13 protein-coding genes are annotated in these 14,166 nt (G+C 28.0%); 10 read left to right on the top strand and 3 right to left on the bottom strand.

Annotation, left to right across the window (positions count from 1 at the left end):
* Nucleotides 1-60: 60 nt before the first annotated feature.
* Entirely contained in the window at nucleotides 61-1,074 is a 1,014-nt protein-coding gene (aroF, locus tag BM027_RS13235) for a 3-deoxy-7-phosphoheptulonate synthase (protein ID WP_090092727.1), read from the top strand.
* 99 nt (nucleotides 1,075-1,173) lie between these two features.
* A complete protein-coding gene (locus BM027_RS13230) occupies nucleotides 1,174-2,007 on the top strand; it encodes a prephenate dehydrogenase (RefSeq protein WP_090092725.1) in 834 nt (277 codons plus the stop codon).
* A 490-nt stretch (nucleotides 2,008-2,497) separates the two neighbouring features.
* On the opposite strand, the gene nagA is transcribed toward BM027_RS13230, so the two are convergent.
* Nucleotides 2,498-3,634, bottom strand: coding sequence for an N-acetylglucosamine-6-phosphate deacetylase (gene nagA, locus BM027_RS13225; RefSeq protein WP_090092723.1), 1,137 nt, complete (start codon nucleotides 3,632-3,634; stop codon nucleotides 2,498-2,500).
* An 811-nt stretch (nucleotides 3,635-4,445) separates the two neighbouring features.
* On the opposite strand from nagA, the gene BM027_RS13215 reads away from it, so the two are divergent.
* Both BM027_RS13215 and nagB read left to right on the top strand, forming a co-directional pair.
* Nucleotides 4,446-5,174 (top strand): GntR family transcriptional regulator, encoded by a 729-nt coding sequence (locus BM027_RS13215; RefSeq protein ID WP_090092719.1) that lies wholly within the window; start codon nucleotides 4,446-4,448, stop codon nucleotides 5,172-5,174.
* A gap of 138 nt (nucleotides 5,175-5,312) precedes the next feature.
* Nucleotides 5,313-6,041 carry a glucosamine-6-phosphate deaminase gene (gene nagB, locus BM027_RS13210; protein WP_090092717.1) on the top strand — a complete coding sequence of 243 codons (729 nt, stop codon included), beginning with the start codon at nucleotides 5,313-5,315 and terminating at the stop codon, nucleotides 6,039-6,041.
* Between the two features lie 184 nt (nucleotides 6,042-6,225).
* On the opposite strand, the gene BM027_RS13205 is transcribed toward nagB, so the two are convergent.
* Nucleotides 6,226-6,687: a staygreen family protein gene (locus BM027_RS13205; protein ID WP_090092715.1), complete on the bottom strand. Its 462-nt coding sequence runs from the start codon at nucleotides 6,685-6,687 to the stop codon at nucleotides 6,226-6,228.
* A 74-nt stretch (nucleotides 6,688-6,761) separates the two neighbouring features.
* Nucleotides 6,762-7,322 carry a class IV adenylate cyclase gene (locus BM027_RS13200; RefSeq protein WP_090092712.1) on the bottom strand — a complete coding sequence of 187 codons (561 nt, stop codon included), beginning with the start codon at nucleotides 7,320-7,322 and terminating at the stop codon, nucleotides 6,762-6,764.
* Nucleotides 7,323-7,501: 179 nt separating this feature from the next.
* On the opposite strand from BM027_RS13200, the gene BM027_RS13195 reads away from it, so the two are divergent.
* The 6 genes from BM027_RS13195 to BM027_RS13170 all read left to right on the top strand — a co-directional run bounded on the left by BM027_RS13195 (nucleotide 7,502) and on the right by BM027_RS13170 (nucleotide 13,737).
* Nucleotides 7,502-8,197 (top strand): response regulator transcription factor, encoded by a 696-nt coding sequence (locus tag BM027_RS13195; RefSeq protein WP_090092792.1) that lies wholly within the window; start codon nucleotides 7,502-7,504, stop codon nucleotides 8,195-8,197.
* Nucleotides 8,198-8,273: 76 nt separating this feature from the next.
* Nucleotides 8,274-9,200, top strand: coding sequence for an ABC transporter ATP-binding protein (locus BM027_RS13190; protein ID WP_090092710.1), 927 nt, complete (start codon nucleotides 8,274-8,276; stop codon nucleotides 9,198-9,200).
* Complete coding sequence (locus tag BM027_RS13185; RefSeq protein WP_090092707.1) at nucleotides 9,193-9,924, top strand: ABC transporter permease; 732 nt, start codon at nucleotides 9,193-9,195, stop codon at nucleotides 9,922-9,924. The genes BM027_RS13190 and BM027_RS13185 overlap by 8 nt, the downstream gene beginning before the upstream one ends.
* 23 nt (nucleotides 9,925-9,947) lie before the next feature.
* Entirely contained in the window at nucleotides 9,948-10,841 is an 894-nt protein-coding gene (locus tag BM027_RS13180) for a sensor histidine kinase (protein ID WP_090092705.1), read from the top strand.
* A gap of 400 nt (nucleotides 10,842-11,241) precedes the next feature.
* Nucleotides 11,242-12,468, top strand: coding sequence for a magnesium transporter (locus tag BM027_RS13175; RefSeq protein ID WP_090092704.1), 1,227 nt, complete (start codon nucleotides 11,242-11,244; stop codon nucleotides 12,466-12,468).
* Between the two features lie 15 nt (nucleotides 12,469-12,483).
* On the top strand, nucleotides 12,484-13,737 hold the full coding sequence (locus BM027_RS13170; protein WP_090092701.1) for an Nramp family divalent metal transporter: 1,254 nt from the start codon (nucleotides 12,484-12,486) through the stop codon (nucleotides 13,735-13,737).
* Nucleotides 13,738-14,166: the final 429 nt, after the last annotated feature.

Below are 14,166 nucleotides of genomic sequence, written 5' to 3'. Positions count from 1 at the left end.
ATAGAAGAATAGTAGAAAAAGTAAAATCAAATTTAAGAAGAAGTACAGGAGGAATTTAAAATGATAATTATTATGAAACCAAAAGCAAGCGAAGAAGAAATAGGAAAGGTTAAAGCAGTTATTGAAGGAAAAGGATTAGAGACTAATCTTTCTAGAGGAGATACATACTACATCATAGGTGTTGTAGGGGATACTTCTATAATAGATCCTAAAAAAGTACAAGTGCTTAAAGGTGTAGATAGAGTTATGAAGGTACAAGAACCATTTAAAAAGGCAAATAGAATATTTAAACCAGAAGATACTGTGGTTAATGTTCAAGGTTCAATAGTTGGTGGTGGAAAATTAGGAATAATGGCTGGACCATGTTCTGTTGAAAGTGAAGAACAAATTATTGAAATTGCAAGAAAGGTCAAGGCATCAGGTGCTAATTTCTTAAGAGGAGGAGCATTTAAGCCAAGAACTTCACCATATAGTTTCCAAGGATTAGAGCTTGAGGGACTAAAGCTTTTAAAGACAGCAAAGCAAGAAACGGGACTTCCAATAGTAACAGAGCTTATGTCCACAGATTATATTGATACTTTTGTTGATGAAGTTGATATGATTCAAATTGGTGCTAGAAACATGCAAAACTTTGATTTATTAAAGCAAATTGGAAAAACTAATAAGCCAATACTATTAAAGAGAGGTTTATCTGCAACTATAGAAGAATGGCTTATGTCAGCAGAATATATTATGGCTGGAGGTAATGAAAATGTAATTCTTTGTGAAAGAGGGATAAGAACATTTGAAACCATAACTAGAAATACATTAGATTTACAAGCTATTCCAGTAATTAAGAAATTATCACATTTACCTATAATTATTGATCCAAGTCATGCTGGAGGATATGCTTACTTAGTAGAACCTATGGCTAAAGCTGCTATTATTGCAGGTGCTGATGGACTTATGATAGAAGTTCATAATGATCCGGAAAATGCATTAAGTGATGGACAACAATCACTTAAGCCAGAAGAATTTGATACACTGATGACTAAAGTTAAGGCTGTAGCTAATTTAGAAGGGAAAGAAATTTAGGCATATTCAAAAAAATAACAAGTCAGTATGTTAGTTTATTTTGCATGTTTGACTTGTTATTTTCTTTCATATGTTTTAATTCTTTAGGGTGCTATAAATATGCAAATAGTAGTTGTAGGTCTCGGAGTAATTGGCGGATCATTTACCATGGCTTTAAAAGAAGCTGGATATGATGATGTTTATGGAATTGATGTTAATGAAGAGACATTAGTTAAAGCTAAGAATCTTGGTCTAATAAAAGAAGGTTTTACAAGTGGAGAAGAGATTGTTAAAAGTGCAGATTTGATAATCATATCTTTATATCCAGGATTAGTTAAAAAGTTTATTAATGATAACAAAAATAATTTTAAAGATGGAGCAATCATTACAGATGCTACTGGAATCAAGAAAATGTTTATTGAACACATAGTAAATATATTGCCTGAAAATATTGATTTTGTTTTTGGACATCCAATGGCAGGAAGAGAGAAAAAAGGTATAGATTTTGCAACCAATGAAGTATTTAAAGGGGCAAACTATATTTTAACTCCAGTAGCTAGGAATAAAGAAGAAAATTTAAAGACTATAGAAGATTTAGTTTATAAATTAGGTTTTAAAAGAGTTAGAAGAATAACCCCACAGCATCATGATGAAATGATTGGATATACAAGTCAACTTCCACATTCATTAGCTGTAGCATTAGTTAATAGTGATATAGAAGGCAGGGAAACTGGCAGTTTTATTGGAGATAGCTATAGAGATCTAACTCGAATAGCTAACATAAATGAAGATTTATGGAGTGAACTTTTCCTAGGAAATAAAGAGAATTTGTTGAATTGTATAGAAAGCTTTGAAGTAGAACTAGATAAAATAAAAGATGCAATAAAACATGATGACAAGGAAGCTTTAAAAACATTATTTATAAAATCAACTAAAAGACGTGAAAAATTATAGCCTAGCAATTAAATATCTAGGACTTAGCGATTATTATAATCAAGTGTTAGAGTCGGTAGCCATAGGATAAATTCAGGTGATTTTTTATTCTATAATTTTAGGTTTTGTTTTAAAACCGTGTTGATATTGTTATATATTGTAAAGCGGGCTAAGAAATTGAACTTAAGAACGTCTAAATGAGTATAGTCCCCTTTTAGCTTGCTCCAAAGGCAAGCTTTGGACAAGCGGAAAAGGGGACAATACTCATTAAGAGTTCTAAAAGCCCAATTTACAAAAATATAACAATATCAACACTTTGTTAAAACATAGCGTAATTTTAAATATAGATAAAGCATATTCAAAAAAATAATAAGTTAGTATACTATGTTAGCATGTTCACCTAATAGCAAAAATAGAGATATAATTGAGAAATTAACATTCCAAATTATATCTCTATTTTTTTATGTGCAGTATCTATTTTGAAATAGCAATTATATATCCTTTAAATTAGCTACTTACTATAAACTTCTTTACCTAAAATAAATACTTTTTTTATGTCAATATTATCATCGAATAATATTAAATCAGCATCATAGCCTTCCTTAATTTGTCCTTTATGATCATCTACTTTACAATGCTTAGCTCCATTATATGAGGCCATCTTTACAATTTCATTTAGAGGTAAATTAGAGTTCTTATAGACATTATTAACAGCCTTATCAAGAGTAAGTACAGAACCTGCTAGTGAACCAGTTTTAAGTCTTGCAGCACCATTTGTTACTATAACATCTTGCCCTCCTAATGAATATTCACCATCGGGCATGCAACATGCCATCATAGCATCAGTTATTAATAAAACATTATCAGTTCCTTTTTGCTTATAAGCAACTCTTAGTGCTGGATATGAAATATGGATGCCATCTGAAATGGTTTCAGTTGTTATATTACTGTCAAATATAGCACCAATAACTCCAGGGGCTCTATGAGTTAAAGGAGTCATTGCATTATAAAGATGAGTTGAATGATTAGCTCCACATTTAATAGCTTCCATTGCTTCTTCATATGTAGCTTTAGTATGACCTAATGAGCAAACAATACCTTTTGCAGAAAGATATTTAATAAGCTCTTTAGCACCATCAACTTCAGGTGCTAATGTAATTGAAATAACAGCATCTTCAGAGCCTTCAACCATAGCATTATAAGCAGAAATGGAAGGAGTCAGAAGATATTCTGGATTTTGAGCACCAATTGCATTTGGACTTATAAAAGGTCCTTCTAAATGAGCACCTAAAACATGAGCTCCTTTTGAACCTTCTTCTTTTAATTTCTTTATTACTTTCATAGATTTCTTTATAGCATCAATTGAAACTGTCATAGTAGTAGGGGTAAAGGAAGTTGTTCCATGCTTAACTATTGTTTTTGAAATAGTATTAATAGACTCTATAGTTCCATCCATAGTATCACATCCACCAGCTCCATGAATGTGAACATCAATGAATCCTGGTGAAACATATAGACCATTTGCATCTATGGTATTATCATCAGTAAAATCAATAGGGTTAATTTCTTTGATTTTATCATCTTCAATAAGTATTGAACCATTTTCTATTTTATTTATATAAATAATATTACAGTTTTTAATTAACATTTTTAAAACCTCCTAAATAATATTAGAAAAAGTTTACTATTAATAAATTGTAAAAAATTAAAAATTATTAATAGTATAATTAAATTTAAAAAATATTATATAAATTTTTAAAAGTATCTAACTGGATATTACCAGTTGACATATCTAATTATAAAATACTTATCATGTCTATTGCAAGTATATTTATAATTTTCATTAAAGAATTTATTATAAAAATGCTTGTATATAGCATAATAAGGCACATGAAAATAAATAACAAGTCCAAAATTGCCATGAATATTTTTCATCAGGCAAGGAGACAAATTGCCCTCATAGCGGGCCTATTAGGTCAATTTGCCGATGCAGCATGATGGAAAATAGGCTGGCAAATGGACTTGTTATTTTTTTGATTGTGCCTAAGTAGTTATTTTAATAAGAAATATTAACGTAATAAAATCAATCATTTTTATGAGAAAATAAAAAAAGTATTGACATGTTTTATATAAAGATTTACTATTGTTATATGGTAGTTACCACTTAGATAAATATTGACTGGTATTAATAAGAATGGTTAATATTAAATATAGTTATTTTAGTATTGATTACTAATGTTTATACAAAAAAAAGTTACTGAATTTTTCAGCAATTCGAGTAAATGCTTATTCCTATTTAGTTTAGTTACAATTATATTATTAACCCCATAGAAAAAAGCTGACTCAAATAATATCTAAAACATTTTGAGGTAGCTCCTTATTAAAAAACTAATTTCTATTTAATAAGAATGTGTTATAATTATAACAATTAGATGAAGTTAGAAAGAGGTACTATTTAAATGAGTAAAATTGATAAAAACTCTAAAATTCCTTTATATGTACAATTAATGGATATTCTCATTAATAAAATAGAAAGTTATATGGAAGAAAATGATCAATTAGATTCAGAAAGAGAAATTTGTGAAAAATATGGTGTTAGTAGAACAACTGTAAGACAGGCTTTGGACGAGCTTGAAAAACAAAAATATATATATAGGGTTCAAGGAAAAGGAAATTTTATAGCATCAAGAAGAGTTGAACAAGATTTAATAAAGGTTTATTCATTTACTGATGAGATGAAGAAGCTCGGAAAAAAGCCAACATCAAAACTATTAAATTTTGAAATTGCAGAGGCTGATGACAAAATATTAAGAATGTTAAAAATGCAAGAAAATGAGCTGGTATATAAGATATCAAGAATAAGAATAGCTGATGACATACCAATGATGTATGAAGTAACATATTTACCATATGAAAGATTTATAGGAATGACAAAAGATATTTTAGCAGAAAATCCTATGTATGAAATTTTTAAGAATAATTTTAAAATTCATATAACATCAGCAGAAGAAGTACTTGAAAGTGTTTTAATAAATAAGTTGGAAAGTATTTATTTAGATATACCACAGGGGGAACCAGGTCTGAAAATTGGGAGAATAACATATGAAAATAAACAAGTTATTGAGTATACATTGAGCATAGCAAGAGGAGATAAATTCAAATATAGGGTATGCTTAAATAATGAATAAAGAATTTTATATATACTGGTAATGATATCATATCCAGTTAGGATAGAATATTATGATTTTAGTAAGATATATTGAAGAATACATTAAATTAAAACATAGTCAAATGATAAAAAAAATTTGAAATGGAGAGTGTGTTAAATGAAGTTAGTAATTAAAAAAGATTATGATGAAATGAGTAAATTAGCAGCTGAAACAATTAAAGGGATAGTTAATAATAAACCTACTGCTATTTTAGGATTAGCAACAGGAAGTACTCCAATCGGAGTGTATAAAGAACTTATTAAAATGAATAAATCTAATGATATAGATTTTTCTAAAGTTACAACTGTAAATTTAGATGAATACATTGGATTGGGAGAGAATGACCCACAAAGTTACAGATACTTTATGAACAAAAACCTATTTGAGTATATAAATATTAATAAATCAAATACATTTGTTCCCAATGGATTAGCAGAAAATATTGAACAAGAAGCTAAAAATTATGATAATAAAATAGATGAATTAGATGGTATAGATGTACAAATTCTTGGTATTGGAAGCAATGGACATATTGCATTTAATGAACCAAGTGATGTTTTAATAGCAGGTACTCATTTAACTGGTTTAACTGAAAGTACAATTGAAGCGAATTCAAGATTTTTTGATTCAGCAAGCGAAGTACCTAAGAGTGCATTAACTATGGGACTTGGACAAATAATGAAATCTAGAAAAATATTATTATTAGCACAAGGCGAAAATAAGGCTGAAGTCGTAAAAGAATTATTAAGTGGAAAGATTACAACTAAGAATCCATCTACAATGCTGCAAATGCATAAGGACGTAACAATAATAATAGATGAAGAAATAGGGAAATTAATTAAGTAATTTAATAAATTATATATGTTTTAATTAATAATAAAAAGCTACGTTTTTTAGTAAATTAGAGTTTTAAATAAATTTACTAAGAAAATGTAGCTTTTTACCATTGTTAGAATCACTTAATATAAGGAATATTTAAAAAAATAACAAGTCAGTATTACAGCAAAATATACATCGCATCTTTGATTTGTTATTTTCTTTGGTGTGCCTTATAGTCTGAAAAAGTCCCCCAGTTTTCTACTTTATTAAAATACGGATTAACAGAGTTAAAATGAATTATTATTTGAACTTTATCTAATTCAGGATGGATATTAAAAAAATCTTTATCTCCATATCTGATAGCCTGTAGGGCAAGTGGTAATTCTCGTCTAAATATGCTATTCCGTATAGAAGCTAGATCTGATTCCAATTGTCCATCTACATATAGATACACATAATATAAGTATTTTTCTCCTATTTTAATCCACTCTCCAAGTACTTCATCTCTCATGGGATTAATTTTATCATAAGCATATTCTAATCCAATTGCCAGAAAAAGTTCTGCAGTTATATCAGAATGGGTAAGTGTATATTTCCTTGGTATAATAGGTTCTGTAGGAGTAACGCCTGGTCTAAAATCTACCGAAAGTTTTTCGGGATTTAATTTGCTCAATTTATATCGTCCTTTAGATATTTGATACAAAAACATTATATGAAAGTTGTAGTTATTGTGTTAAATATATATATTTAAATACCTTTATTATTTTTATTAAATAAGCCTCTTTCAGCTAAAATATCATAGATAGTTTTTGACGTAGTATCATCTAATTTATAGCCAAGTAAGGTAACTACTTTTTCTAACTTTTCTTCTGATGAAGTTTCTATTTCTAAATAAGGAAATGGACAAAAACTTTTATCATTTATATCTATTTCGATTAAACAATCATGCAATTTATAACTTTCCCTATACTTCTTATTAGATTCTTTTAAGACTAATCCAAGGGATTTAAATATGCCTTCACCCATTTTTTTATTATCTATTATAGTTTCATTCTCTTCCATGACCTTAAATCTTTCTTGTGATAACATTTTTTTTGTTGTCATGAAATATACTATTTTATCATTAAGTCTATCATTTACAGTTCTTATACGAGCATATCCTTTTTTTGATAGTAATCTACCATCCTCAAAATCATATATATCATTAATTTGATCTTCCACCTTAACTTTTTCAGCACCATTTGATGATAGTATGTTTCTTATATTTTCAACATCAATATCAACAATTCTAGTTTCTAATTCTTGCATTTAAATATCCTCCTTGTATAACCTAGCTATAGTGTATATTTATAATATTATAATATAACTTCTAGAATTACTAGTAAAAAGGAAAAGTAATTTTGAACTATACAAAGCAAAATTTATGCTATAATTTTAAGAGATAAATGAATACAATTATAGAATTATTTGTAAAGAAGGGTGCACAAATGACGAAAAGAATTTTAGTTATAGAAGATGATAAAGAAATCAATAATTTGATTTGTGACATATTAAAGCAAAATACATATGAAACAGAATGTTCATTTAACGGTCTTGAAGGAATAAGTTTAGTTAAAAATAAAGTTTTTGATTTGGTAATTTTGGATGTAATGCTTCCGTATAAAAGTGGAGATGAAGTATTAAAGGAATTAAGGCAATTCTCATCTATACCAGTTATTATAATATCAGCAAAAGGATTAACACAAACAAAGGTTGAATTATTAAGGCTTGGAGCTGATGATTACATTACAAAACCTTTTGATTTAGAAGAAGTTTTAGCAAGGGTGGAAAGTAACATAAGAAGATGTGAGTTACAAGATTCTTTAAAGACAAAAAATAATAAAACTCTTAATTATAAAGATATTAAAATAAATATAGAAAGTAAACAAGTTATAGTAAGCGGTAAAGAGATTGCTTTAACATCAAAAGAATATAAAATTTTAGAGTTATTATTAAGTAATACAGACAAAGTTTTTTCAAAAGCTAATATATTTGAAAGTATATGGAATGAAGAATATTATAGTGATGATGATACATTAAATACCCACATGAGTAATATACGTAACAAGTTAAAAAGAGCTAATAATAAAGAAAAATATATTGAAACAATATGGGGATTGGGATATCGCTTATATAAGCTTTAGATTTTCTTTAGAATTGATTTTAGATTTCCTTTAGAAAAGACTAGTAAACTATAATCATTGAAGGGGGGAAATCAAATTGAATAAAAACATATTGGTACAAACAAAGAATCTAACCAAAAGATATAAAAATAATATAGTATTAGACAATATAGATATTACCATAGAAAAGGGCAAGGTTTATGCTCTTATTGGTCAAAATGGTGCAGGTAAGACGAGCCTCATAAGGATTTTAATGGGCCTTTCATTTCAATCAAGCGGAGAGATTGAGTTATTTTCTAAAAAAGAAGGTACGGAATTAGAAAAGCAAAGAAAAAGAATAGGAAGTATAATAGAAGGTCCAACGCTATATATATCTATGAATGCATATCAAAATTTAGAAGCTGAAAGAATTTGTAGGGGTATTCCTAATAAAGAGAATATAGGAAAAGTATTAAAATTAGTAGGACTAAAAGATGTTGGAAAGAAGAAGGTTAAAAACTTTTCACTTGGAATGAGACAAAGATTAGGAATTGCAATGGCACTTTTGAGTAATCCTGACTTGCTTATTTTAGATGAGCCTACTAATGGATTAGATCCAATAGGAATTGTAGAAATGAGGGAGTTAATTAAAAAACTTAATGAAGAAAAGGGGATAACCATTATAATTTCAAGCCATATATTATCAGAACTTTATCAATTAGCAACTAATTATATAATAATTAATAAAGGAAAAGTTTTAGAAAAACTTACATTAGAAGAATTAGATGAAAAGTGTAAAAAACATATTGCTATAAAGGTTGATAATGTTTCACTTGCAGTAACAATAATTGAAAATAAATTAAATACATCTAACTTTAAGGTTATGAGTGATGAAACTATTAAATTGTATGATAACTTAGATGATATTAAAAGAGTATCTTCTGAACTTTCAAAGGCAGGATTAATTATTACACAAATTGCTGTTGAAGGTGATAGTTTAGAAGAATATTTTGTACAATTGATAGGGGGAAAAGAAAATGATTAATTTATTAAAGTTAGAAATTTATAAGCTAAAGCATAGCAAATCATTTTTGTTGATTTCAGCTGTTACTATCTTTTTTGAAATTATTAATGTTATAAAAAATGGATCAATAACAGGAGCAAGGGCCTTTCAAGGTAGCATGTATGATATTGCTACACTAATGTTATTAGGATCAATATTTGCTGGAATATTTATTGGAACAGACTTTGTAGATAGGATAATTAATCAAGAGATTGTAGCAGGACATAGTAGACTAAGTATTTTAGTTAGTAAGGCAATTACATTTTTTTTCGCAACAGAAATTATAATGTTAATATATCCAATCACTAGTGTAATTGTTAATACAATATTAAGTGGATGGGGCGAGGTCTTTAATGGAACAACTATTATATATATAGTTAGAACAATTTTGCTTAGAATGATATTAGATGCCAGTTGCATAAGTTTATGGGTGTTTGTGGCTTTCTTATTTAAGGATGTTGCAAAAACAATGGGAATCTCTTTTTTTATATTTATGGTAGGAGCTATTAGTTTAGTTCAATTAAGCACTAAAAGTGCTCTAATAAAAACAATTTATAATTTTACAGCTCATAGTCAAGCAAGAATAATTGTTAATAAAGTACTTACTTATTCTGAAGTAACATCCATAATAATTTCAAAATTAATTATAATATCTATTTTATTATGTGCATCATATTTTATATTTAGAAGAGTTGAGTTAAAATAAAAAGATTTACAGGAGGATTATAAATGGAGGTTGCATTAATATTTCTAATAACTTTTATTATTTTTCTATTTGTAGTTCTCTATAATGTTAAAAGACAAATAAAAAATATATTATCGCAAATAAAGGAAATAAACAGTGGCGATTTAAATAATATTTCAGTTTCATTAGTTAATAATGATGTTATAGAATTGGCTGCAGAAATAAACAGAATTATAAATACTAAGGATGAATTAAGAATTGAGGTTCTAAAAAGTGAAAAAAACTTAAAGGAATCAATTGCAAATATTTCACATGATTTTAGAACTCCACTTACTTCAATAATTGGTTATATTCAATTACTAGGTAGAAGTAAGCTAGATGAAAAACAAAGAGGATATTTAGAAATTACACAGAATAAATCTTATGAATTAAAAAATTTAGCAGATGATTTTTTTGAACTATCTGTATTAGAATCAAGTGAGGTAACTCCTATTTTCACTAGAATTAATGTTGAAAATTTATTATCATATGTTATCCTTGAAAACATTAAAATGATAGAAGATGCAAATTTAAATCTTGAGGTGAATATTTCACATAAGCCAGTGTTTATATATGCAGATGAAGCTATGTTAAAACGTATAATGCAAAATTTAATTTCAAATGCAGTTAAGTATTCAAAAAAAGATTTTATAATAACTCTTGAAGAAAAAGATCAAGTACGGATTAAGGTAAAGAATAGTATTGATGATGAAGAAAATATTGATACAGAAAAGCTTTTTGAAAGATTTTATAAATGTGATAAAGCTAGAAGTAAAAAAGGAACAGGTTTAGGGTTAGCGATAGTTAAGTTATTAACAGAAAAGATGAACGGTACAGTGAGTGCAATAGCAATACGAGGATATTTAGAAATAGTTATAAATTTTAAAGTAATAAAATAAAAAAAACTTATGCAAATATAGAAAGTAATTCAAATGAATAATGAGACAGTAGATACTTTCAATATTAATAACAATTGTATAAGCTATCTAGGAACAATGGAGGGAATATCTAAAAAAGGTATTCCTTTTTCTGTTACATTAAAAAGTTTTGTATTATGTTGACGAGCTTTAAAGAGCTCTTTTTTTATTATATGAATCACTTTATATGTATACGTGTAATAAAATGTATAAAAATCATTTTAAATTCTAAACATAAAGGAAGTAATAAGTTTAATGGATGTTAACCTGTATTATAAATATGACAAGATAAAAATTAGAAATTTATTATTAGAAAATATAATAAGGGTGTACTTGCATTAAACTTTGCATTGTACACTCTAAAAGAAAAGGAGTGTGTTCAATGCAATTTAGAAGTGTTTATCTAAGCAGAATATTAGGTAATAAAATATATACAGCTAATAAAGAAGTAATAGGAACTTTAAAGGATTTAGCTGTTGATGTGAATTTTAAAAATCCTAAAGTTATTATAGCTGTGGTTAAAACAAAAGAAGGAATAAAATTTATTGATTTTGATAATATTGATGTTTCTAAGCAAAAAAAACAATATGTTTTAATCTGCAATAAAGTTCAAGATAAAGATTTAGGGAACTTCATGCTATTGAAAAAGTATGTTTTAGATAAACAAATTATTGATGTTAACGGCAGAAAGGTAGTTAGAGCTAATGATGTTAGATTAGTTATCTTGTCTTCAGGGATGTTCATTGCAGCAGTAGATATTGGTATAGAAGGATTATTAAGAAGGATTGGAATTGCTAAACCATTAAAAAGATTAGGAATTAAAGTATCAGGCAAACTAATGTTATGGGATGACGTTCAAACAGCCTTTGCTTCGAAAGATATTTTGCTTTCAAAAACTTATAATAAACTACACACACTTCATCCTTCAGACCTTGCAGATATAATTGAAGATTTTGATGTAAATACAGGAGCAATTATTTTTTCTAGCTTAGATAATGCGAAGGCTGCAGACGTGTTAGAAGAATTAGAAGAAGATGTACAGGTAAGCTTACTTAGAACACTGTCTACAGATAAAGCAGCTGATATTCTAGAAGAAATGCCAGCAGACGAGGCAGCTGATGTATTGGATGGATTAAATGAAGATAAAGCAGAAGAATTGCTTAATAATATGGAAAAAGAAGCTTCAGATGAAATAAGAGAACTTATGGAATATGAGGAATATCTAGTTGGAAGCCTTATGAATACTGATTTTATATCATGTCCAATTGACTATACAGTAGCTGATGTAATAAATGATATTCGTCAATTAACAGAAGAAGTTGAGCAAATTTATTATGTCTATATTGTAAATGATACACATAAACTTATTGGCGTAGTGTCTTTAAGGGACTTAATTGTTTCTGCTGCTGATAAAAAGTTAGAAGATATTATGAATAAAGAAGTTATATCTATGCAGGATACACATAAAATAAGTGATTTAGTTAAGGCTATATCAAAATATAATTTATTTGCTATGCCTGTAGTTGATGAACAAATGCATCTAATAGGAATTGTAAGTATGAATGATATTGTTTATGAATTTACTAAGCATAATAAGAGATATAGATAGAGGGAAGTGTAAAGAATGAATGCAAAAAGAAAAACATGGATGGCGAATCTATTAATATTCTTAAGTGTTTTAGGTCCTGGAATTATAACAGGTAGTGTAGATAATGATGCAGGTGGTATTACAGCATATTCTGTAGCTGGTGCTACATATGGTTATAAATTGCTTTGGTCATTATTTCCATGCTTTATTGTGCTTCTTGTAGTACAGGAAATGAATGCCAGAATGGGTATAGTTACTGGAAAAGGATTGGCAGATTTAATTAGAGAAAATTTTGGCGTTAAGGTAACTTTCTTTATATTTATTGGGTTAATCATTGCAGATATAGGAAATACAGCTACTGAATTTGCAGGTGTTGCAGGTAGTATGCAGGTTTTTGGAGTAAGTAAATATGTATCGGTGCCTTTGGCTGCTATTGCAGTATGGATTTTGGTAGTAAAGGGTACTTATAAAACTACTGAAAAGTTATTTTTGGTTTTTAGTTTATTTTTATTATCCTACATTGCTTCTGCATTTCTTGCTAAACCAGACTGGCATGAAATAGGCAGTGCTTTAATTCATCCTACTATTGAAACTAATTTTGACTATATAGGTACGGTTATTGGTATTGTAGGAACTACTATTGCTCCTTGGATGCAGTTTTATATGCAATCAGCAGTTATAGAAAAAGGTCTTAAGGTTGAAGACTTTAAATACGAATTTTGGGATGTAGTTGTTGGTAGTGTTATTACAGTAGTAGTTGCTTTCTTTATAATTGTAGCTTGTGGAGCAACACTTTATAAAAGTGGAATTCAAATAGAAGAGGCTAAGGATGCAGCAGTAGCGTTAAAACCACTTGCAGGAGCTTTTTCTTCTCAAATTTTTGCTTTTGGACTTTTTATAGCGTCTATTTTTTCAGCGACAATACTACCTTTGGCTACAGCATTTTATATTTGTGAAGCTTTTGGTTTTGAAGCTGGTATAAATAAAACATTAAAAGAAGCACCTGAGTTTTTCACACTATTTACTATTATAATTATTGTTGGAATTGCTATCATATTAATTCCTGGAGCACCTTTAATTCAGATAACATTAGGATCACAGGTTATAAATGGTATGTTATTACCAGTAGTGTTAATTTGTATGATGCTTATAGTAAATAATAAGGAAATTATGGGTGAGTACGTAAATGATAAAATTAAAAATTCAGTTGGATGGGTAACCATTGTAGTGTTAATTATATTAACAGCTATTTTAACTTTTGAGTCTATTGCAACTGCTTTTTTAAAATAATAACTAACAATTTATCAATTAGAGCACTTTATAGTGCTCTTTTTATGTTAGGCACACTCAAAAAAATAACAAGTCCATCTGCCAAGCCTATTTTCCATCATGCTGCATCAGCAGATTGCCCTAATAGGCGCGCTATGAGACCAATCGGCTTCCTTGCCTGATGAAAAATAATCATGGCATTTTGGACTTGTTATTTTCTTTCATATGTCTTATAGAACTTCATTGTTAATAGTTCATCATATTCGATTAAGCTGTAACAGTTAAAAAGTATTATCATATATTAGTTTTTTTTAATGAATTTTGAAAAGTAATAAAGGTTCAAGTCTTTTTAAAAATGTAATAAAAGTTTATAATATCTAATGTAAGTCATATTCAAAAAAATAATAAGTTAGTATATACGTGGTATCTTTGACTTTTTATTTTTTTTCA

Origin of the sequence: Clostridium uliginosum (assembly GCF_900112485.1) — a bacterium.
GTDB classification, from domain to species: Bacteria; Bacillota; Clostridia; order Clostridiales; family Clostridiaceae; genus Clostridium; species Clostridium uliginosum.
Note: the sequence above shows the minus strand (reverse complement) of the source record. Positions and strands in the feature narration are given on the sequence as shown.

Coding starts and splice junctions, on each gene's coding strand:
- BM027_RS13170 (WP_090092701.1), top strand. CDS start 12,484: ATGAATGCAAAAAGAAAAACATGGATGGCGAATCTATTAATATTCTTA.
- BM027_RS13200 (WP_090092712.1), bottom strand. CDS start 7,322: ATGCAAGAATTAGAAACTAGAATTGTTGATATTGATGTTGAAAATATA.
- BM027_RS13215 (WP_090092719.1), top strand. CDS start 4,446: ATGAGTAAAATTGATAAAAACTCTAAAATTCCTTTATATGTACAATTA.
- BM027_RS13185 (WP_090092707.1), top strand. CDS start 9,193: ATGATTAATTTATTAAAGTTAGAAATTTATAAGCTAAAGCATAGCAAA.
- nagB (WP_090092717.1), top strand. CDS start 5,313: ATGAAGTTAGTAATTAAAAAAGATTATGATGAAATGAGTAAATTAGCA.
- BM027_RS13180 (WP_090092705.1), top strand. CDS start 9,948: ATGGAGGTTGCATTAATATTTCTAATAACTTTTATTATTTTTCTATTT.
- BM027_RS13195 (WP_090092792.1), top strand. CDS start 7,502: ATGACGAAAAGAATTTTAGTTATAGAAGATGATAAAGAAATCAATAAT.
- BM027_RS13230 (WP_090092725.1), top strand. CDS start 1,174: ATGCAAATAGTAGTTGTAGGTCTCGGAGTAATTGGCGGATCATTTACC.
- BM027_RS13175 (WP_090092704.1), top strand. CDS start 11,242: ATGCAATTTAGAAGTGTTTATCTAAGCAGAATATTAGGTAATAAAATA.
- nagA (WP_090092723.1), bottom strand. CDS start 3,634: ATGTTAATTAAAAACTGTAATATTATTTATATAAATAAAATAGAAAAT.
- aroF (WP_090092727.1), top strand. CDS start 61: ATGATAATTATTATGAAACCAAAAGCAAGCGAAGAAGAAATAGGAAAG.